Origin of the sequence: Laspinema sp. D2d (assembly GCF_025370755.1) — a bacterium.
Classification (GTDB): Bacteria; Cyanobacteriota; Cyanobacteriia; order Cyanobacteriales; family Laspinemataceae; genus Laspinema.
In genome coordinates this window covers 57,571-78,719 of sequence record NZ_JAMXFC010000023.1, presented here as the reverse complement: position 1 = coordinate 78,719, position 21,149 = coordinate 57,571, and the positions used below count along the sequence as shown (strand labels likewise).

The following is a 21,149-nucleotide window of genomic DNA, read 5'->3' as shown; positions in this document are numbered from 1 at the left end:
TTAGGGGAGAATACACTTTGTTCCGGAATTCGGTTGTAAAAAATCGATGATGGGTCTATCGCTCTCTTGTCACGAGGGACAAGTCCCGGAGTGCAACAGGGGTTTAAGGATCCGGGGGAATAATTTGATAATAAATCCCTCTACCATTTGTCCCTACAAAGACTAAACCAAAGTGCTGTTTACTGGCGTCCATGCTGTTTGCAAGACTGCCAATCGGTCGGTTCGGATCGTTGATATTGCGCCAGGTTTCTCCTAAATCTAACGATAAAAAGATGCCTTCTCGGCCATCGGTTAACCGTCCATACAGATATAATGCGGGAATGTTGCTCTGGTCTGGCGGTTTTCCAAAAGAGAATAAATCCGATCGCTCAACGGTAGCAATGGGATTGAACGTTTCGCCCCCATTCTCAGACCGATGAAGTCCACCCGTCTCTAAACTTACCCAGACTTCTCCCTCAACCTCCGGCATAGTTTTTAGGCTATATCGTTGCGCTGCTGGTAAAGAATCATACACTGGGGCAAAGGATAAACCGCCATCTTGACTCCGATAAACAGTGCGATCGCAGTAGTAGTAAAAGCGATCGCCATTCACGCTATCCGCCGCTAAGGGTTGAACCCAATTCCAAGGTCCTTTAAATCCATCGGGCAGCCCTTGTACCCCTTGCCATGATGCACCGCCATCTTGGGTCTGTAAGGGCTGTTCTTCACTAAAAGTCACCAGAAATTTCTGGGGATCCGTGGCAGAAACTGCAACCCGTAGGGGTATTTTTTCCTCGGGGAAATTGCGAAAACGTTGCCAAGTACGACCCCCATCCCGGGAGGTTGCCCCCGTATAAGTTTTGTTATAGCGCCTGCCTCCGACTCGAACCATTTCCAACGGGTGACGGGCGCTATAGTCCATACTATAAGTATCTTGTAAGTAGTGCTTCCCATAACCCCGGGGATTAGGGTAACCCAAGCGGTCCAGGGGATAGGTATCCAAGCGACTGTGATAAAATCCATCAACATCGGCAACGGCACTTAAGAGTAATGCCCCTTCCGGGGGAGCAACCAGAGTAAAGATCACCAGTTGTTCATGCCCCTTTGGATAATTCCTCCAGACGGTGGGATTTGCATTAATCTCTTCCGTGCGCCAGATTCCAAACCAGTCCGTGAACCAGACTCGATTGGGGTTTTGGTAATCGAATTGGATCGCCGCCGGATGGGCGCTGAAAAAGCTATCGGGCAACCAGGGCACGTTATTCTGTCTCTGGGTTTCATTTTGGACCCAGGAGCGCCCACCATCTTGGGTCAGATAAATTTTGGCGAACTCTTTTTCCCCTTCCATGACTAATAGGGTTTCAGGATGGTGGGGGTGTATAGTCACTCCATTAAAAATTTCGTTTTTCGAGGCCGTGGGGGTGATATCTTGCCACTGACCCTCTCTATATTTTCTCACACCCGGAACTTGATCGCTGGTGACATACAGGGTGCGATCGCCCGCGATCGCCAGGTTCAGGGCAGTAGAGGGACTCCCGGGAATTTTATTCCAAGATATACCCCCATCCTGGGACTGGTAAACTCCATCGCCATAGGCATTCAAATAGATTTGGTTTGGGGTCTGCGGATCAAAGGCGATGGCTAAGATGCCAACTTGAGGATCTAGGGTTGCCGATAGTCCCTGATGCTGCTGCCAGGTTATCCCCCCATCCTCGGATTTCCATAACCCCTGTTGACGAGAACCAAAGAATAAGAGATTGGGTTCAAAAGGATTGACTGCAATTCGCTGACCCGCCCACCGCTTGTATTCGTCTCCCCCCATTTGCACCTGGAGGTTAGATTTTACCCAAGTTTCGCCGCGATCGCTGGATTTGAAGAGGGTCCCTGGCTCTCCCACGAGATATTTTCCTGCCGCCATATAAACAATATTCGGATCTGTCGGGTCCAAGGCAATAGCTTCAACACCAGAGTAATGACTTTCCTCCACGTCAAACTCATCATTCAAGGGAATCCATCCCAGACTGCTCTCATCCCAGCGATAGCTCCCGCCATTATCGGTTTTAATATATACTACGTTACTCTCTTGAGGATGTATGACAATTCCCGTTACATAACCCCCTCCCCCAATGGAGACATTCTCCCATTCGCTGGTAAAGCGCGTCGGAGCAACGGTTTGACTTAATTTTAGGTTTTTTCCATTCCCATTCCCCATCCAGAAGAACTGGACGAGGGCTGCAGTCAGTAATATCATGGCTCCCCCCGCCCAATAGCGGCGAGGATATCGAATCAGATGTTCTATACTGATTTTGATTCCCGGGTGCTGGATGAATTTGAGCCAGTCCAGGGCTGGACTGACTTCATGTTTTTTTACCAGGCTAGGTTCTTTATCCATTGGGGATTTTCCTCGGGTATCCAGTTGGAGTTAAACCGTTTCAAATCAAGTCAACTCAGCATTTTGATTTACTGCCGAAGTCCGGAGAACCAATCCGTTGAGAATCAATGTCTCTGTTCTGCGGGAAAAGACAATGAAACTGTTTAATCCATGTAAATGGGTTTAAATGAATTTGCGAGGTTAGAAAGTTGGCTTAGAGTTATTTTATATTCTAACCTAATTCAATTCAATTGGAGTCTATTTATTTTAAATATTTCTTAAAGTCTTTTCGGTGTCAGTCACTGGGAAAATTCAGTGCAAATCCCAAAAGTCTCGGTTTGAGGATCTGGAACCCCCGGAATTTTTAAAAAAAGGGGCAATACAGCCTATGGAATACCCTAAAACTGAGCTGTAGGGAAAATTTTGGGGGGGTGGAGTGATCAAGGATTCATCTGTAACCGGGAGTCAATGAGATCAGGGGATGCCATTGGGGTAGGCAACCGGGGTAATCCTCGGAAAATTCATGAAGTTTTGGGGAGAAATACTACCCAAGGAGCGATCGCCTCTGGAATTGCAGAGGAGCTGCACCAAAGGCGATCGCCGGTTATGATCCGCCTAGATGGAGGGTTTGATGTGGGGGGAAAATCGAGTGAGTATCCAGCGTTTAATCAACCATCGCAGGAGCGATCGGCCATAGTCTTGAAATATAATCGGGGGATAGAGGCGAATCGCTTGCGCCAGTTTCTGCCTTGCGCACTCAATGTCCTGGCGATCGCGTCCATATTCTAAATATTGTTGGGTACAATATTCATAAATCCAGGCTAAACTTTGAGGTTTTAGCCCTTGGTATTCCTCCGGAGCGATCGTTGTAAACTGTTTCTCTATCATCGTTAACAATTGATGTTCAATGTGAGCACATTTTGAGGTCATTGACCCCACTGATTGACGATACAGAATTTGATGCTGAGGGACTAAAACAAAAGACCATTGAGCCGCAAGGCGCAGATAATAGTCCCAATCCGCACAGTGGGGAAAGGTCGGGTCAAAGTCTCCCACAGACTGAATTGCTTTTCGGGTGACTAAGGGGTTTGAGCCATTGCCTAAAAAGTTGTTTAACAATAATGCAGGATAAACATTCCCCTCAAAACTGTGAGGATGACCTAGAGACTGTTGTTTTTTCTCTGAATTGAAAAAAATCACCCAACTATAAGCCACCCCCGCCTCGGGATAATGTTCTAGGGTCGCTAATTGCTGTTCTAATTTATCAGGCGTCCATAAATCATCGGCATCAAGAAAGGCGATATAGTCTCCCGTCACCTCCGCCAGACCTCGATTGCGGGCTATAGGTAACCCAGCATTAGTATATGAAAAAACTTTTAATCGCGGGTCGTTAATTGTCTGAAGAATGGGCAAAGTCTGGTCGGTTGAGCCATCATTAATGACAATCACTTCCCAATCAGAAAAGGTTTGATTTTGAATCGATATCCAAGTTTCTAGGATAGTTTTTTCGGCATTATACGCAGGAATAATAATGGATATTTTTGGCATAAAAAAACAAACTAAAGTAAGGGGTTATTGAAGAAAAAAGAAAGCAGATAAACTACTGTTGTTAATTAAGAACGGTTTCTTGCGGTGAATTGCGCCCGGTAAAAACCCGTAAAAATAATTGTTTTAAAAACATTCGGATTAAACAGTGAGTGTAAGCCTCTGAAGCATGAGAAGGATGTAAATAAATGGTTTTACACAAGTTGAATCCCACGAAAAACAACTGCTTAAGGGTTGCCTGCTTGCTTTTTAAGTAATGTTCAGCAATATATTGAGCCACCCAAGATAAGCTTTGAGATTTAAGGTACTGCAATTCGGGAGGGGCGGATTGGAAAGCTCGGTCTATCACTAACCGCAGATAGGTTTCCATTACCTCAATTTTGGAAGTCAAGGAGGTAGAAGATTTACGATAAAAGACTTGAACTTGGGGAACCAAGACAAAATGCCACTGTTTAGCAAGGCGCAAATAATACTCCCAATCTTCGCAGGATTTTAGACTTGGATCAAACAAGCCAACGGAGGCGATCGCTTCTTTTCTTACCAAGGGGTTTGACCCATTTTGAATAAAGTTTTTAACCAACAAATCCCCATAAACATTCCCTTGAAACCTTTGGGAAGTGTCCTCATAAGAATCCGCTGGATTTTCATACTGAAAATAATTCCAGCTATAGGCAACTCCTGCCTCTGGATGGTCTTGCAAAGCTTTCAGTTGCAGTTCTAATTTATCCGTAGTCCATAAATCATCGGCATCCAGAAAGGCAATATAGTCTCCAGTTGCATTGATGATTCCGTGATTTCGGGCCGCTGCCAACCCCGCATGAGGATAGGAAAATACATTGATTCTCGGGTCGTGTAGTTCCTTAACAATCTGGGCGGTACTATCTGTAGAACCATCATCAATGACCAGGGCTTCCCAATCGCCAAAAGTTTGAGTTTGAACAGAATTTAACGTTTTTAAAAGAGTTTTTTCTGCATTATAAGCTGGGATAACAATCGAAATTATTGACATTTTTTTACCCTCTGGTTATATTGAATATTCATCGGATTAAAACTAAAGATTGGAAGCCTTCGGCTGATTTTTAAACACATACTTAAAACACCACAGGGTGAAAGGTGGAATCGTTACAAACTGATAAACCAACACCGCCACAGCCACCCAGACGATTCCCCCCTGAACTGCCCCTAAAATAACCAAGGCAAATAACAGGGTTAATCCAATATTCCAGTACAGGCTGATATGAGGTCTGCCGGTGGCATTCAGGAGATAAAAAGACGAAATGGCTAAGGACCAGGGCAGGGCTGATAAGCAGATAAAGATTAAAATGGGGATAGCGGGTTTCCATTTTTCTCCAAAAATAATGGGGACATAAATTGGGGCGAGACTAGCTTGTAATAGAATCAAAGGACCAATCACCAAATAAGTTTTTTTAAGACTACTCCAAAAGCGATATTTGAGTTGATCTAGTTGGTTTTGAACTTGACAAAAATAAGGAAATAGGGCAGAATTAAAGGCATTAATCACGTTCAGACTAATTCCCAAGCCAGCATTAAAAGCTAAATAATAAATTCCCAAAGCATCAATTCCCAAAAAATGTCCAATAATCAAATAATCGATATTCCCCCTGACTTTTCCCAAAAGTTCAACCCCTAGGAGATTTCCACCAAAGGAGGTAATTTCTTGCCACCGGGCTAGGGTAAAAGTGGTCGGGGGTCGCCATTTTTGATAGTGCCAGGTGACGATAATCCAGACAGGAGTGGTGAGAACCATCGGCCAGACAATTGCCCATACTCCCAGGCCCATCAAGGCTAAAAAGACTGTGATAAGATTGGCCGCTGCTGATTGAATCGCGGTGCATAATGCTATAATTTTTAAACGGTTTTTTCTTTGAATAAGCGAAGAATTTATTAAGTGAAAAGGCATCATTAGATACATGATGCCAGCGGTGATAATCGGTAAAATTAATTGGGTATTTTCATAAATATTGGAAACAATAAAAGCTCCGGCTGCTTGACCCAAAAAAATCAAAATACATAGAATCCAGTTCAACCAGTAAGCGGTATTACTGAGAACCTCCACATCTTTTTCCTGGGCTTGAATAATTTTGGCCCCAATCCCTTGACGTAAAGTAAATACATTCGCAAATTCCACCACGGTATAAACGATCGCCATTAGTCCATAGTCTTCGGTACTAAAAGTGCGTGCCAGGGTCACTGTGGTGGCTAATCTAAAGATGCGATTGAATAATTCCGCTCCACCCAACCATCCGACATTGCGAATAAACTCGCCGGAAAAGATATGCTTGATTTTCTGAGTTAACATAAAAACATGAATTCCCTGGGTACGCTTTGAATGAGTTAGGAACTAGAAAATCACCTCTTTTCGATGCCCAGTTATGATAGTTTATTCCCCGGCTGCAACCGGGGGTCTGGGATAGACAAGCTTTTTCGGATGGAGTGAAACAGATAATTCGCCAGGGGTTTAGGCAACAGTTTTTTAATCCATAATTTGACCCAGAGTTTTTGGAAAGTCCGATCGCCAATCATCAGGCTGGGTTGCAAGGCGATCGCCGCTTGCACGTGTTGTTGGGCTTTCTTGATCGCATCCTGATCTTGACTGCGTTGTAAATAGAGTTCAGCACAATATTTATGAAAATTAGTGAAACTCAGGGGTTTGAGATACTGCAATTCGGGTGGGGCCGCTTGATAAGCTTTTTCCATTGCAATTAAAGCTTCTCGTTCCATGACTTCAACCTTAGATGACATCGAACCCGGCATCCGACGATAAAAAATTTGACACTTTTTAACGACTACAAAATGCCACTTAGCAGCCAATCGGACCCAATAATTCCAATCGGCACAACCCGCACAGGTTGGGTCAAATTCACCCACGGAGGAGATAGCTTCTCGGCGAATTAAGGTATTAGATCCACTATGAATAAAATCTTGAACTAATAAATTTTGATAAACGTTTCCCGTCCATTGATATTCCGGGGAAGGACGAAAGGTGGGAGGGGTCTCAGTGTCGGTTACATCCATAAAACAAGTCCAACTATAAGCAACCCCTGCTTCTGGATGCTCCTGGAGGGCAGCATATTGTTTTTCTAACTTATCCGATGTCCATAAATCATCCGCATCCAGAAAGGTAATGAACTCTCCTTGGGCTAGGGAAATTCCCCGATTGCGAGCCACACAAACTCCGCCGTTAGGATAGGTCATCACCTGTACCCGGCTATCGGAAATACTCTCCACTAGGGTTTGGGTATTATCCTGAGATCCATCATTGATGACCCATACTTCAAAATCTGTAAAGGTTTGCTTTAACACGGAATCAATCGTCTCTAAAATTGTAGCTGCGGCATTATAGGCGGGGATAATTACAGAAATTTTAGGCATCACTTAACCTCTCCATTGATATAATATTTGGAATCCGGCTCTCCTTCTCCTCCGAGGGGCTTACTAAGTGGGGTAACAAAACATCCCGCAGTTGCTTGCCAATGACTTCTGGGGAAAAACAACGTTCTACCCGATCGCGCGCGCGATTACCTAGTTCTCGACTCCATGCGGGATGATCTAACATCCGTCCCAAGGCGATCGCAAATGCAGCCGCATCCCCCCGAGGCACAATTATGCCTCCAGAATCTTCCCCGCCTTCCAGAATATCTGCTATCCCTGATGCATCAGCAGCAACTAGAGGAAGACGACAAGCCATTGCCTCAATAGGAGCAACGGGAAAGCCTTCTTTACGGGACGGGAAGGCATAAATATTGGCGGCAGATAGATATTGTTGAATCACCGTGCGATCGCAGACAAACTGGTTTAACCAGAGGATTCCCCGCAGTCCCATCCCTTCAATCCGTTCCTGTAAAATGTCAGCTTCTATACCCGTACCGAGTAGCAGCAGGCGTAAATCCCGATCCGGGCGATCGAGACAGATTTGTTGCCACGCCTCTACCAAAATATCTAACCCTTTGTCCTGTATATCAATGCGTCCATGCCAGACGACTACCTCAGCATTTACCGGAATCCCCAAGTTATTTCGCGCTGCGGTTTGATCTTGGCGGTGCCATGCGGCGACATCTAAAGGGTTAAAAATTCGGGTAATTTTCGATGGAGAAATGCCATACTGATGACGGATCCGTGTAGCTTCCGTTTGGCTGGCAACAATTACACCCGCACAGCTATGGAACGCCCAATATCGTCCCGGAACTTCTATCCAACTCCTCGGGCGATCGCACCCCTGGAAGGTGGCATAAGTCGGCAACCCCATCCACTTTCCTAACAACACCGAACTATCAAACCGCGCATACTCATACTCTTGGCATAAAATCGCTTGACAATTCTCCTTTCGTAATTCTTTGGCAAGCAAATCCAGGGGGGTCGCGAGATAACTGCCTCCGCTTTGTACGAGATTTTTCAAGACACTCAAGACGGACTTCCTCAAGGGATTAGTATCCTGAAAATTTTTAAAGGTTTCCCCTTCTTGAACACCATAGCCTCGCAGCAATTTTAAGCGGATCCCACGATAAAAACGATAAATCGGCCAAGGGGGTAATACACAGATCGGGGTCCCGGTTGGCTGATGAACAAAGCGAGATGGTTTCTCAACCTGAGCGGAAATACAAAATAAGACAGTGCGGACTCCCACCCGATTGAGGGCATCCACATAACCAAACATCCAACTCCCGAGAAATTCTTGACAAAAGGTTTCTAAAGAGATATTAAGACTCTCTAAAAAATCATCAATTAAATCGAAATAAGGAAGTAAAGCAATTGTGGCCTTTACCTGATATTTTAGGGGTTCAGAGGGGGGTATATTCACGATGGTTATTTGAGTTTATTTTCTGGTTTTAAAAAGAATTTGAGATGACCCGAGGCAGGTAACCTAGGTTAATGAATAGCCGATAATTTATGGATGATAATCCCTGTTCACAATGCGGTAACAACTTTTTGAATTTTTAAGGGCGGTTGGGGAAGACGGCGCAGGGTATGAAAGAGGCGTAAGCATTTCTCGTATTTTTCGGGTCCGAGTCCAGCCATTAAGAGGATGGCTATCTGGAGACGTAGATACTCTCGGGAGAACCGAACTTGAGGGTCAAAAGTGACCGCTTTCATGGCGTAATCCGAGGCTTTTCGATAATCTTTTTGGGGACCTTGTAAGAGTTTCCAGGCTAAACACAGGTTAGTTCTGGCATAACTAGAATTTTTGAGATATTGACGCTCCTCGGGAGCCGTCGCAAACGCTTTTTCCAGCACTAATCGATAACTTTCTGCCATTGCTTCCCAGTTGCGCGATCCACTCTGGGAGTGTTGGCGGTAATACACCAGAGGTTCACAGATGGCTTTGAAGGGATAATGTACAGCAATTCGCAACCACATATCCCAATCTTCTACAACGGAGGGAAAATTGAGATCGAATACTCCACAGGTTTCAAAGCACTGACGCCGGACCATCGCCACACTGCCACATCCAACAATATTTTCCAGGATGAGTGTGTCCCAAATATAACCTTCCTGAGAACTGTTAAATAATCTCCCTGTAGCTATACTCTGTTCATTAATCAGGGCCACCCAGGTATAAACTAACCCAACATCCGGATGATGATCCAGACAGTCCACCTGTTTTTCCAGTTTAGTGGGATGCCATAAATCATCGGCATCTAAAAAGGCTAAATAATCTCCGGTAGCGTGGGCGATGCCGGTATTTCTAGCCCCAGACAAGCCTTGATTGGGTTGAGAAATCAGTTTAATGCGAGGGTCAGACTGTTGAGATACCCATTCTTCCGTGCGATCGCTGCTACCATCATTGACGATAATCGCCTCAAAATCTGAATAGGTTTGATTTAGCACGCTGGCGATGGTTTCCGGCAGATAAGCGAGGGAATTATAGGCGGGAATAATCACCGAAACTTTAGGCATAGAGGGAATCTCCTAGAAAAGTAGAATCAGACGAGATATCAGGAGAGGGAAGCATCGGGGAAGTCCGAACAAGAGGAACAAGAGGAGGCGATCGCCTCTGATTCCGCTCCCACTCATCGCCAGGAAAGACCATCTGTATCAAACGATTGGGTGGGCGATCGGGTGAATCCCAGGGATCACCCGACTATGCCTTCATAGCGGGGAGTCGGTAGAGGAAGGGGGTCTTCTGCAACATTCAAGCGGCACATCTCCTCTGGCAACTCCAGAACGACCTCTATCCCGGTCCCAGTGGGGAGAGATTCAGGGGTCTCTGTTCTCGGGGATGCCGGGACTTCTTGTAATTGCTCAGCCCTTCTGAGTTTCTTGGCAATCTTCGCATACAGGGATAAATTATCAAAAGCAATCCGATCCCATGCATAGTTCTGTTTAACATGGTCCTGGGCCTTAGCAGCCATTGCCTTCAGGGTTTCAGGGTGTGTGAGAGCCTGATTTAGTCCTTCAATGCAAGACTGTAGATTTCCCGCTTCAAATAATAATCCCCGGTCCTCTCCAATCAGTTGGCGATGAGGGGGAATATTGCTGGCGAGTACCGGTACTTTTTCCCGCATGGCTTCTAACATCACCAAGGGTAATCCTTCCACATCCGAGGGCAGTACGAACAGGCCTGCACCCCGCACAATTTCGGATAACAACTCTCCCTCAATTGCCCCGGTAAAGACAATATTGGGGTTTCCCTGTGTCATCTGGAATAACGTCGTTCGGAAAGATGAAGTATCACTGGCTCCTCCAGCGAGGACCAGTTTCCACCCAGGGGGTTTGAGTTGATTAAAGGCTTCCAGAAGGAGATTAGGACGTTTTTCCGGAACTAACCGGCCTAAAAATAAGATGTAACGCCCTGCTTCTAAGCCCAAGGTAGATAAATCGGGTAGGGTGGGATCACACTCTTGATAGGTGGCGGGAGCGTTAGGAATATAGGTTGTTTGGATGCCGTAGGTTTTCAAAAAGTAAGATTGTAGTTCCTTGGAGACGACAATAATTTCGTCTGCATAGTGCACTGCGGCTTTTTCTCCGAGGTAAATGATTTGACTAGAAAGTTTGCCCCATTTACTACGCTGCCAATCTAGTCCATGACAAGTGACGACGACTTTGGCGGAGGTGAATAGTTTGGGTAGAAAACAAAACAGGGCAGGGCCAAGGGCGTGAAAATGGACAACATCGTAGGATTTGAGGATTGAGGCGATCGCCCCGGCGGCTGAATTGGTTAAGGCATCTACTCCTCGTAAGGCGATCGAGGGCACAGAGATTACACGCACACCTTTATAGTTATAGGTGCCAAACCAGGGAATCTGGGTATAACTTTGTCGCGCATACAAATCTACGGTATGACCTTGGGCAACCATGCCGGGATACATTTCTTCACAGTAATGCTCAATTCCACCTTGATGAGCCGGTAAACCTTTGGCACCGATCACAGCTATTTTCATAATGGTAAATCCTGGCGTGATATATTAACTGAGCTTCAGACTGCAAGGATTGAGAGCAATTCATCGGAACTCCAGAACTGGCTCAAATGAAACTAATTCTCTAAAAGGTAGCTGCACACTACTAAAAATTGATTGATTATTCTGTTAATTGGGGGAGGGCGAGACTAGATGTTTCGCCTTCGAGTGATACCATCGGTGCAACATTTCGCGGTAGACTTCGGCAACTACGGTGGGTGCACTATAGGGTTGAGCAGTCTGTACACAAGCCTCGCAGGAATAGCGGGTGGGTGCAGCTAGGACTTGACTCAAGGCATGGGCGAGCGCCTCGGGGGTGCGTTCGCGGCAGACGATGCCACTCTCTGGGGATAGCAGTCTGGGGGTTTCTCCGGAGTCTGTGGTTACGATAGGCGTGCCACAGGCTAGGGCTTCAAGAACGGCCAGGGGTAACCCTTCATAAACGCTACTGAGGACGAAGGCACTCGCCACTTGATATAACTGAGCTAATCGGTCTGAGTTGACTGCACCAAGTAACGTGATGCGATCGCTCAGATTCAACCGATCAATCTCACCTCGGACTGCTTCTTCTAACTCTCCCGCGCCAGCCATCAGTAAATGAACTTGGGTATTTTCCAGGGCGGCGATCGCCCGAATTAACAACAGGGGGTCTTTCTGCGGATGGAAGCGACCGGCAAACAACACAAATTGCACGGTTTCGGCTAATCCCAATTCTTGGGCCAGTTCTCGGCGTTGGGTTTCCCGTTCTGTCCCTAGTTTTGGATAGAAGATTTCCGGATCAAAGCAATTTTTTAAAAAAGCCACGCGATCGGCTAAGTCGGGATAAACTTCCCGATAATGCTGGGCTGATTCACTATTGCAAGAATAAATTTGATTAAATTGTGTGATTAACAACTTTTCCAGGGCAAAATAAGCCCCAGGAAATCGTTGCCACAAAATCGCTTGTTTTCCGGCATTTTGCTGCATTTGCTTCCGGATATCGTTTTGAATAAACAGGGTTTTATCTCCTGCCCAGTTTAAAGTCAATAAAGTGGGTTCAATTCGATAAAAATGCATGAAGTCTGAAGCTAAATTCCGCCCGATGAGAGCGGCGGTATATGAAATTGTCGTAGGAACCAATGGCCTGATATTATCCTCCCCTAAAGCAACCAGCGCCATAAATTGAATCGGTCTACCTGCATATTCCGTCGCTTCCCATACCCCCAAGGCCGAGCCAGGAGGTCCCGTTCCTACCATCCGAAGTTCAAATTCATCCGGAGCATATTTAATAAAAGCACGGATGAAAGTCTGAATGCCACCGATGCTGCTCTGCCAGGGATTAAACTGATAAAAAATTGTTAAAACTGGCTTATTCATGCGTTTGTTTCACCCCCCTCTTTTTTGGGAATGCGGCAACTCATAGGATGATGACCCTCAGTCCCCTGAAGACGAGGTTTTACTGTTTCCCTAGCTCAAACTAGGGGTTGACCTACATCATCCATCACTGATCAATCCCTGGAGGCACTCGGTCCAGACTGTACTAGACAATCATGGTTCCAGGATTTACAACCCGAAGTGCTTATGAACGATTCCTGTTCCCAGGAGAAAGCCCTGATTCTCCCCTCTCTCTTCGGCCCCTAAATGAAGAAAGAAATTAAGTTTGACTATTAGGCTAGATTGCAAGTGATCGTCGTTGTCTATTCTGAGAAGAACTGGAGCGTCAGGGTGTGATTCAACAGCCATTCCCTATCCTAAGCGCGTCCGATCGCTTGTCTCATAGTGTTCAGATACCCTAACCTAAGATTACAACTTTTAGCCCAAATCTTTTCAAAAATTAAAGAAGTTTTAATAAAGTTTCGGTCCCTTGAAATCTGGGGATAAATTCTGACCATCAAGCTCTAGCCGTCAATGCTTGGTGCGACGGAGTAAAGCACACATATCAATTAAAAATTATGGATCAAGAGGTAATCTAAGGGTCTAACCCCAGGTATTTTTGACAACTTAATCCTGTAGGGCATCGGTCCGGGAATTGCACCCTCTACCCCTTCACTGTCCGGGCTGGAAAACCCTGGGGTAGGCAATTTACCGAAAAGTTTTTTTTCACCCCTCTATATTTGGTGTCACTGGAGTGATGCTCTGGCTCCTTTCATTGGGTTCGGGTCAGCTCGTTCGGTCGGGATCGTGCTGATTTCCTACTTAATTTAAGAGCGACGTTAGGTTTAATAAAAAGACAGGTTTAGTCTAACAACGACTCAAGAGAACGTCAATAGGGTAAACAACTTAAGTAGGGGCATCATCAATCCGTTCGGTTCCCTTAGTCCGTATCATGACTTAGGGGGTCTGTCCAATTCAGGGAAGATAACCCCAATTTCTTCACCTCATCGGTTGCTAATCATGATGAGGGTCACCCAAACTTAAAATTCTCGCCATGTGAGAAGTTAGCTCCCACATAGGGAACCCTCCTCTAGTAGGACTTATGCAGATTTAAAAAATTTACCCTAAAGGTAGAGGCAAGTTGGTTTCTCACCTCTACGTTTAGCGGTGGTTTTCCCTAAATAATGCGGAAGTCTGGACTATTGATGGGTTAGGTATTTAGGATTAAGTTGACGGTTGAGGATGGGGGGAGAGGCGAGTTACAATCCACCGCTTCACTAACCATCGGACGAGCGATCGGCTATAGTCATTGAAAAAAGCGGGAGGATGTAGGCGAATGGCTTGGGTTAATTTTTGGACGGCTTTATCCACATCGGTGCGATCGCGTTCATATTCCAAATATTTGTGAGCGCAATATTGATACACCGAGGCTAAACTTTGAGATTGTAGGCGATGATATTCTACGGGAGAAATGGTGGTAAAATGCTTGTCAAACATTGTTAAAAGTTGGTGTTCGATATCATCTATTTTGGAAGACATCGACCCCGAAGATTGGCGATAAAATACTTGATGTTTGGGAACCACTACAAAAGAGCATTGAGCAGCGAGGCGCAGATAATAATCCCAGTCAGCACAGTGGGGGAAGCTAGAGTCAAACTCTCCCACTGAAGCGATCGCTTCTCGGGTAATTAAGGGATTGGAACCATTCGCCAGAAAATTAGTGAGTAACAAATCTGCATAAACATTTCCTTCAAAATGGAGAGGAATACTCCGATATTCAGTTTCTCGTTCCGGGTTAAAATAAACCACCCAACTATAAGCAACCCCAGCCTGGGGATTGTTTTTTAGGGCAGCCAATTGTAACTCTAATTTATCCTCACTCCATAAATCATCCGCATCCAGGAAGGCAATATACTCCCCTGTCGCATGAGTAATCCCTCGATTTCGAGCCATAGAGACTCCCCCATTGGGATAAGAAAACACTTGAATGCGAGGGTCTGAAATTCCTTTGAGAAGGGTCAACGTATTATCTCTTGAACCATCATCAATGGCTATGAGTTCCCAGTCAGAGTAGGTTTGATTTTGAACAGACTCTATCGTTTCCATCAGAGTTTGTTCGGCATTGTAGGCAGGGAGAATGATAGAAATTTTTGGCATGGTTTTTAAAGTTAATTCAAAATGTGCAAGGGGTTGAGTAAAACAGGGAATGGATTAGGGTCCATTAAAATTTAGCCGGTTTGAGAAAACCCATTCGGTTTTGGAGTTTCTCGATAAAGTGGTCCAGAATTCCTTTAGCCATATACTGAGTGTAGTTATCCCAACAATGAGGCGGATAAAACAACACAGCTTTCATCAAATTTTTGGCCGCTAATTGCACTTGGGTAGAGGTGATATTTTTTTTGATAAAATAGTGATGAGCTACATATTTATAAACCCAGGAGATGCTTTGATTTTTCAAGTGCTTTAATTCTTGAGGGACTGATTGAAAGGTTCGATTAATTAAGCGCAAAAGGTAATCCTCCATAACTTCAATATTAGAACTAACGGAATCCGAAGATTGCCGATATATCACTTGGACTTTTGGGACTAAAACAAAGGGCCAGTTTCGGGCTAGTCGTAAATAATAGTCCCAATCTTCACAAGATTTGATAGTGGGGTCAAAAAATCCCACCGAGGCGATCGCCTCTTTTCTCACCAACGGGTTTGAACCATTTTGAAGAAAATTTTTAATCAACAAATCTGGATAAACATTGCCTTGAAACCTTGGGGAAGTGTCAGCATAAGAATCCGCTGGATTTTCATATTGGTAATAATTCCAGCTATAGGCAACTCCTGCCTCTGGATTATCTTGTAAAACCCTCAGTTGCAGTTCTAATTTATCGGGAGTCCATAGATCATCGGCATCCAGAAAGGCGATATAGTCGCCGGTTGCTTTCATAATGCCGTGATTGCGGGCCACCGCTACCCCGGCATTGGGATAGGAAAATACCTGAATTCTCGGGTCCTTCAGTTCCGTGACTATCTGGAGGGTGCGATCGCTCGAACCATCATCAATCATCAGCACTTCCCAATCGGAAAAAGTTTGATTTTGGACTGAATGCAAGGTTTCTACAATAGTTTTTTCGGCATTATAAGCCGGGACAATGACAGAAATTATAGGCATTTTTGAGACTCCATTTAGATTGAATGGGCAGGGGTTAAAAACTAGGGAGTTGAAGCCTTTGGGTGATTGGAAAATACATAGTTGAGACACCACAGCATGAACGGAGGAACCGTGACAAACTGATACAGCAACACCGCCACAGCAACCCAGACAATTCCCCTTTGAACTGTGCCTAAAATAAATAGGGCAAATAATAGGGTAAACCCGATATTCCAGTAAAGGCTAATATGAGGTCTCCCGGTGGCATTCAGGAGATAGAAAGAGGAAATGGCTAAGGATAAAGGTAAGGCTGATAAACAAATGAGGATTAAAATCGGGATAGCAGGTTTCCATTGTTCTCCAAAAATGATGGGAACATAAAAGGGGGCTAAACTGGCTTGTAATAGAATCACTGGAGTAATGACAAGATAAGTTTTTTTCAGACTACTCCAAAAGCGATGTTTAAGTTGGTCTAGTTGATGTTGAACTTGACAAAAATAAGGAAACAGGGCAGAATTAAAGGCATTGATGACATTAAGGCTAATACCTAATCCCGCATTAAAAGCAAAATAGTAAAGCCCCAAGGCATCGATCCCGAGGAAGTGTCCAATAATTAGGTAATCGAGACTTCCCCTCACCCGTCCCAAGAGTTCAATGCCTAACAGATTGCCGCCAAAGGAAGTAATTTCTTGCCACCGGGTTAGTTTAAAAGTGGTCGGAGGTCGCCATGCTTGATATTTCCAGCTTATGATAATCCAGACGGGGGTCGTTAAAACCATCGGCCAGACGATCGCCCAGATTCCTACCCCCATTAAAGCTAAAGTTACGGTAATAATATTAGACAATAAAGATTGAATCCCATTACATAAGGCAATGATTTTGAGACGATTTTGCCGTTGAATGAGGGCCGAATGAATTAAATAAAGTGGCATCATGAGATACATAATACCGGCGATAGTAACGGGTAAAATTAAGCGGTCATTATGGTATAATTTAGAAATAATAAAAGCCCCGATCGCTTGGGCAAAAAAGATAAAAATACAGAGGATCCAGTTGAGCCAGTAGGAGGTATTACTGATGACTTGGACATCCTCGCGATCGGCTTGAATAATTTTTGCCCCAATCCCTTGGCGCAGGGTAAAAACATTGGCTAATTCGACGACACTATAAACGATCGCCATCAGTCCATAGTCTTCGGTACTAAAGGTCCGGGCTAGGGTAACCGTTGTGGCTAAACGAAAGACGCGATTACACAATTCTGCGCCACCCAACCAGCCCACATTTCGGATATATTCTCCCGAAAATATAGATTCTATTTTTTTTGATATCATAATATTTTTAATCCTTGTCTTTTTTAAATTTTGTCACCAATCTTTTTTAAAAAGTCCGATACTTTTAGGGGAGTCTTTCTAAAATTTCCGTCAAGACGAGGATTTTAATCGAGGGTCTGATATCGTCAACGATTTCCGGATTGAATTTAAGAGATAATTAGCTAGAGATTGGGGAAATATTTGTTTAATTAAGCAGCGGATAGCCAGTCTTTGCGTAGAGCGGTTCCAAAAGATTTGCGGTTCGATAAAAAGCGCTTCTTGTAAATGTTTTTGAGCCTTTTTCACGGCCTGAGCATCATTAATTTGTTCTAAATAAAGTTCGGCAAAATATTTATGAAAATTAGTCAAAGTTTGCTTTTTAAGAAGCTTTAATTCTGGGGGTGTTGCTTGATAGGCTTTATCCATTGTCAGTAAAGATTCTCGTTTAATCCGCTCCACATCGGAGGACATAGATCCCGGGCTTCGCCGATAGAGAATTTGGTATTTAGGCACGGCCACAAAGGGCCAATGCTTCGCCAATCGTAGCCAATAGTCCCAGTCCGCAGAACTCGCACAGGCCATATCAAATTCACCCACCGAGGCGATCGCCTCTCGACGAATTAAAGGATTAGAACCGCTATGAATAAAATTTTGTACTAATAACTTTTCATACAGGTTTCCCCCCCATTCTGCTTTTAGGGTCGGATGAAAGGTGGGCAACTCTTGATGAGAATTCATATTCATCAAACAAGTAGAACTATAAGCCACTCCCGCTTTGGGATTCTCTTGTAGGGCGGCCCATTGCAGCTCTAACTTATCTCGGGTCCATAAGTCATCGGCATCTAAAAACGCTATATATTTTCCTTTTGCCAGAGCAATTCCGCGATTTCTGGCAGCACAAACGCCACCATTGGGATAGGTAAATACCTGTACACGCGGGTCAGTAATCCCCTCGGCCAAGGTTTGGGTGCGATCTTGCGAGCCATCATTAATCACCAGGATTTCAAAATCAGTAAACGTTTGCTGTAAAACTGATTCAATAGTTTCTAAAAGAGTCGATTCAGCATTATAGGCAGGAATAATTACAGAAATCTCCAGCACGTTTTCACCTCCTCATGGATTCAGGACAGGAAGCAGTCATCTGAGCTTACGGATTCCCTGATATGTTGGACATTGCCAAGGCAATTGTTGCCCAAGTTTTCCATACTTTGATATTATGCTTGTATCCTAAATTTTCAAGCCCTGTCAACCCTCTAAAGACATAGAAAAGAGTACAGTCTCCACTTTAGGGCAGATGGCTCTCCCAGGCCAAAGCTGTTGGTATGAACCACCGGGTGACTAACTTCACCTCTGGCTTCCTAACATAAGTTCCTAATATCGCTCATTGTGAGTCTCATTTCTGCCCCAGCTAAGGGGGATTCTGGGTGACGGCCCGAACCGAATAAGGCCAGGAGTTACCTGCTTCTATATTTCGGTAGAGGTACTTTGGGAGTTGTTAGGACTACGATCGAAACTGCAAAAAAATATAAAAATACAGGAATAAGGAGTTATGAAATTTGTCTCGGATCCACCGACTGCGGTTAAAATCGAGAAAATGAAAACCCGATTACGATCGCAACATCCCTTGCTACAGTCTAAAGGGATTGATCGCACCCGCTTTGAGTTGGATGACGGGAAATCAGGCGATCGCGAGTTTTCTTTTTTAGTCATCGGGGATAGCGGATCCGGACGCCACATCAAAAACAACCCCCAACGCCAACTCGCCAAACAGATGCTGCAACACCAGGACAACTGCCGCTTTATTCTCCATACCGGCGATGTCATTTATCTCGTGGGTTCGAGCGAATATTACCCCCAAAACTTCATCGAACCCTATCGGGAATTTATCGTGGGTGGAGAACATCCCGATCGCATTGCCTACAACAAAATGGTATTCAAACTCCCCATTCTCCCCGTCCCGGGTAACCATGATTACTATGACATCCCCCTGTTGTACGGGGCGATCGCCCAAGCGGCCCAACCCCTGCGCCATCTCTTGCGGGGCCACTTCAATCTCGATGTGGGATGGCATGGTTCTGAGCAAGGTAAAGCCTACGCCCGCGCCTTTCTCGACTACCTCCAAGACATTCCCGACTTCCTACTCGGCGCGCATTTCGATCGCCATTACACCGCCCAAACGGACACCGGACGCTGTTTACGCTATCAACCCAGAAAGTTTACCCGATTACCGAATCGGTATTACACCTTTCGCTATGGGGACATCGACTTTTTTGCCCTAGACTCCAATACCTTTAATGAACCGCCCCCCCTTCCCGACACCCCAGAAGGGCATCAATACCGGCGATTGTTAGAAAAACGGCGGGATCAATTGGAACTTCAGAAAGCCGAACTCACCGCGCGATCGCAACAACTCAACCCCGATAACTCTCATGATGCGGAGGAACTGGATGATCTGGAAGCTAAGTTAGAGCAGATCGAAGAAATGCAGCTCGATATTGAGAAACAACTAGAATCCAATGAAAACACTGTTACCGATATTGAACAACTCCATTGGTTCAAACAACGCCTGATTCAGTCTTGGAATACCCCAGAAGTGCGGGGACGAATCCTGTATTTCCACCATCCTCCCTATGTGACCGAGGCCACGAAGTGGGACCAAGGGCAAACCCTCGCGATTCGCCGTCAACTCCGGTGGGTTTTAGATGAGGTAGCCCAGGAGGTCGGGGACCAGACCCAAGGCAGGCCCCTGCTGGATTTAGTGATCAATGGTCACGCCCACTGTCTGGAATATTTACAAACGGGAGATACGGGACACGCCGATTCCCATATCAATTGGATAGTCTGTGGCGGTAGCGGATATAGTTTGCGGCGTCAGCGAGTAGGGGGTTACGACTTAACCGAGTGGTTCCCGGAAAGTGAGGAGGAGCGCCTGGTGGCCCGGTCGAAATTGTTTGTGGGGCGCAAGGGTCGCGGTTCCGATAAGCAGCGCCCCTACTCCTTTTTACGGGTTGATGTCTTAGAGGGGTCTCCCCCCAAGTTGCGAATACAACCCCTGATTTCCGAACGAATGCACCATCAATGGCACGATCGCCAGGGAGAAGCCTTTATGATTTAAGCCTGTCCCCTGGTTTTGCGATAGAGAAACCCGGCTTTTTCCAGTTGTCCCCGGTTGATCGCTTCATCGAGAAGGATGGTTGTTGCGTCGATATTGAGATTCAAGGCAACAGCAACTTCGGGAACAGTGATGGTTTCCCAATGGGTGGCATAGGCGATCGCATCGGTCACCGATCGCAGGGGTTCGAGATCCGGTGCAATTTGGGTGATGGCATCTCGGAGGACGGAATAGGGTCGATATCCCATCATCAGCAGCGATCGCCCTGAGTTCGGGCGTAGCATCATGCTGGGAAACCGGGCAATCCCGCGATAGCGCATTTCTTTGAGGTCCTGGCGGAATGCTTCTACAGAATCGGGATGGTCCAAATCTCGCTCAAAGCGATCGCCATCAAAGCCGAGTTCCGGGTTCAATTCCGTCCCCAGTTCCAGCAGAACCTCCCTCTGGGAAATATTGCGGCCCTCTAACATCACCGCCTCTCGCAGCCGCCGCAAATAAGACTCACCCACGCTGGGGCCTTGTTGTGAGGCGGCTTTCACGGCAATACAGGCGGGATAAGAGGAAGTTGGCGGGTTCTTGACCCAGATTTTCTCATCAATCGGCATTCCCGTGAGGTGTCGGACCTGGATCCAAACGGGACCCATTTGAATGGGACGGGAAATATGGTTGAGGGGGTCGCTAAATTGTTGCCAATCTCGCAGGAGTCCCCCCATTGAATAGCGCCACACCAGGCGATCGCCAAACTCGTACTGTAAGCGTCGCCGCTGGGGTTCCACCGCCCAACTCCAGGAACAGAGGGGGTCAGTATAGTAGGTGATTTCCAGAGGTACTACAGGATTTGAATTTTCGCCGAGGGTTTGGGGATCCGGTGAGGTCTCCAAGGAGGCGATCAGGGGATAAGTTTGCATGATTAAGGATGTTT

At 45.6% G+C, this 21,149-nt stretch carries 15 protein-coding genes; 1 reads left to right on the top strand and 14 read right to left on the bottom strand.

The window, feature by feature from the left end:
• Positions 1 to 103: 103 nt before the first annotated feature.
• The 13 genes from NG796_RS16265 to NG796_RS16205 all read right to left on the bottom strand — a co-directional run bounded on the left by NG796_RS16265 (position 104) and on the right by NG796_RS16205 (position 18,216).
• The gene (locus tag NG796_RS16265; protein ID WP_261207885.1) at positions 104 to 2,371 is read right to left on the bottom strand and encodes a hypothetical protein; all 2,268 of its coding nucleotides are present in this window, start codon (positions 2,369 to 2,371) and stop codon (positions 104 to 106) included.
• A gap of 594 nt (positions 2,372 to 2,965) precedes the next feature.
• Positions 2,966 to 3,898 (bottom strand): glycosyltransferase family 2 protein, encoded by a 933-nt coding sequence (locus tag NG796_RS16260; protein ID WP_261207884.1) that lies wholly within the window; start codon positions 3,896 to 3,898, stop codon positions 2,966 to 2,968.
• A 61-nt stretch (positions 3,899 to 3,959) separates the two neighbouring features.
• Positions 3,960 to 4,904 (bottom strand): glycosyltransferase family 2 protein, encoded by a 945-nt coding sequence (locus NG796_RS16255; protein ID WP_261207883.1) that lies wholly within the window; start codon positions 4,902 to 4,904, stop codon positions 3,960 to 3,962.
• A 42-nt stretch (positions 4,905 to 4,946) separates the two neighbouring features.
• Positions 4,947 to 6,215: a lipopolysaccharide biosynthesis protein gene (locus NG796_RS16250; protein ID WP_261207882.1), complete on the bottom strand. Its 1,269-nt coding sequence runs from the start codon at positions 6,213 to 6,215 to the stop codon at positions 4,947 to 4,949.
• Between the two features lie 71 nt (positions 6,216 to 6,286).
• On the bottom strand, positions 6,287 to 7,288 hold the full coding sequence (locus NG796_RS16245; protein WP_261207881.1) for a glycosyltransferase family 2 protein: 1,002 nt from the start codon (positions 7,286 to 7,288) through the stop codon (positions 6,287 to 6,289).
• Positions 7,281 to 8,714 (bottom strand): glycosyltransferase family 4 protein, encoded by a 1,434-nt coding sequence (locus NG796_RS16240; protein ID WP_261207880.1) that lies wholly within the window; start codon positions 8,712 to 8,714, stop codon positions 7,281 to 7,283. Before NG796_RS16240 ends, NG796_RS16245 begins: the two co-directional genes overlap by 8 nt.
• 107 nt (positions 8,715 to 8,821) lie before the next feature.
• Positions 8,822 to 9,811 (bottom strand): glycosyltransferase family 2 protein, encoded by a 990-nt coding sequence (locus NG796_RS16235; RefSeq protein ID WP_261207879.1) that lies wholly within the window; start codon positions 9,809 to 9,811, stop codon positions 8,822 to 8,824.
• A gap of 176 nt (positions 9,812 to 9,987) precedes the next feature.
• The gene (locus NG796_RS16230; protein WP_261207878.1) at positions 9,988 to 11,295 is read right to left on the bottom strand and encodes a glycosyltransferase family 4 protein; all 1,308 of its coding nucleotides are present in this window, start codon (positions 11,293 to 11,295) and stop codon (positions 9,988 to 9,990) included.
• A gap of 144 nt (positions 11,296 to 11,439) precedes the next feature.
• Positions 11,440 to 12,666 (bottom strand): glycosyltransferase family 4 protein, encoded by a 1,227-nt coding sequence (locus NG796_RS16225; protein ID WP_261207877.1) that lies wholly within the window; start codon positions 12,664 to 12,666, stop codon positions 11,440 to 11,442.
• A gap of 1,221 nt (positions 12,667 to 13,887) precedes the next feature.
• Positions 13,888 to 14,820, bottom strand: a complete 933-nt coding sequence (locus NG796_RS16220; RefSeq protein WP_261207875.1) for a glycosyltransferase family 2 protein — start codon at positions 14,818 to 14,820, stop codon at positions 13,888 to 13,890.
• Positions 14,821 to 14,884: 64 nt separating this feature from the next.
• Positions 14,885 to 15,826, bottom strand: coding sequence for a glycosyltransferase family 2 protein (locus tag NG796_RS16215; protein ID WP_261207873.1), 942 nt, complete (start codon positions 15,824 to 15,826; stop codon positions 14,885 to 14,887).
• A 41-nt stretch (positions 15,827 to 15,867) separates the two neighbouring features.
• Entirely contained in the window at positions 15,868 to 17,136 is a 1,269-nt protein-coding gene (locus tag NG796_RS16210; RefSeq protein WP_261207871.1) for a lipopolysaccharide biosynthesis protein, read from the bottom strand.
• 90 nt (positions 17,137 to 17,226) lie between these two features.
• Positions 17,227 to 18,216 (bottom strand): glycosyltransferase family 2 protein, encoded by a 990-nt coding sequence (locus NG796_RS16205; RefSeq protein ID WP_261207869.1) that lies wholly within the window; start codon positions 18,214 to 18,216, stop codon positions 17,227 to 17,229.
• A 448-nt stretch (positions 18,217 to 18,664) separates the two neighbouring features.
• Here NG796_RS16205 and NG796_RS16200 point away from each other — a divergent pair, with 448 nt between their 5' ends.
• Complete coding sequence (locus tag NG796_RS16200; protein WP_261207868.1) at positions 18,665 to 20,230, top strand: metallophosphoesterase family protein; 1,566 nt, start codon at positions 18,665 to 18,667, stop codon at positions 20,228 to 20,230.
• On the opposite strand, the gene NG796_RS16195 is transcribed toward NG796_RS16200, so the two are convergent.
• A complete protein-coding gene (locus NG796_RS16195; RefSeq protein ID WP_261207867.1) occupies positions 20,227 to 21,135 on the bottom strand; it encodes a DsbA family protein in 909 nt (302 codons plus the stop codon). The two genes, NG796_RS16200 and NG796_RS16195, sit on opposite strands and share 4 nt — an antisense overlap.
• Positions 21,136 to 21,149 lie beyond the last annotated feature (14 nt).

Excerpts from the sequence above, each read along its gene's own strand:
- NG796_RS16265 (WP_261207885.1), bottom strand. The coding sequence starts at position 2,371 with ATGGATAAAGAACCTAGCCTGGTAAAAAAACATGAAGTCAGTCCAGCC.
- NG796_RS16260 (WP_261207884.1), bottom strand. The coding sequence starts at position 3,898 with ATGCCAAAAATATCCATTATTATTCCTGCGTATAATGCCGAAAAAACT.
- NG796_RS16255 (WP_261207883.1), bottom strand. The coding sequence starts at position 4,904 with ATGTCAATAATTTCGATTGTTATCCCAGCTTATAATGCAGAAAAAACT.
- NG796_RS16250 (WP_261207882.1), bottom strand. The coding sequence starts at position 6,215 with ATGTTAACTCAGAAAATCAAGCATATCTTTTCCGGCGAGTTTATTCGC.
- NG796_RS16245 (WP_261207881.1), bottom strand. The coding sequence starts at position 7,288 with ATGCCTAAAATTTCTGTAATTATCCCCGCCTATAATGCCGCAGCTACA.
- NG796_RS16235 (WP_261207879.1), bottom strand. The coding sequence starts at position 9,811 with ATGCCTAAAGTTTCGGTGATTATTCCCGCCTATAATTCCCTCGCTTAT.
- NG796_RS16230 (WP_261207878.1), bottom strand. The coding sequence starts at position 11,295 with ATGAAAATAGCTGTGATCGGTGCCAAAGGTTTACCGGCTCATCAAGGT.
- NG796_RS16225 (WP_261207877.1), bottom strand. The coding sequence starts at position 12,666 with ATGAATAAGCCAGTTTTAACAATTTTTTATCAGTTTAATCCCTGGCAG.
- NG796_RS16220 (WP_261207875.1), bottom strand. The coding sequence starts at position 14,820 with ATGCCAAAAATTTCTATCATTCTCCCTGCCTACAATGCCGAACAAACT.
- NG796_RS16215 (WP_261207873.1), bottom strand. The coding sequence starts at position 15,826 with ATGCCTATAATTTCTGTCATTGTCCCGGCTTATAATGCCGAAAAAACT.
- NG796_RS16210 (WP_261207871.1), bottom strand. The coding sequence starts at position 17,136 with ATGATATCAAAAAAAATAGAATCTATATTTTCGGGAGAATATATCCGA.
- NG796_RS16200 (WP_261207868.1), top strand. The coding sequence starts at position 18,665 with ATGAAATTTGTCTCGGATCCACCGACTGCGGTTAAAATCGAGAAAATG.
- NG796_RS16195 (WP_261207867.1), bottom strand. The coding sequence starts at position 21,135 with ATGCAAACTTATCCCCTGATCGCCTCCTTGGAGACCTCACCGGATCCC.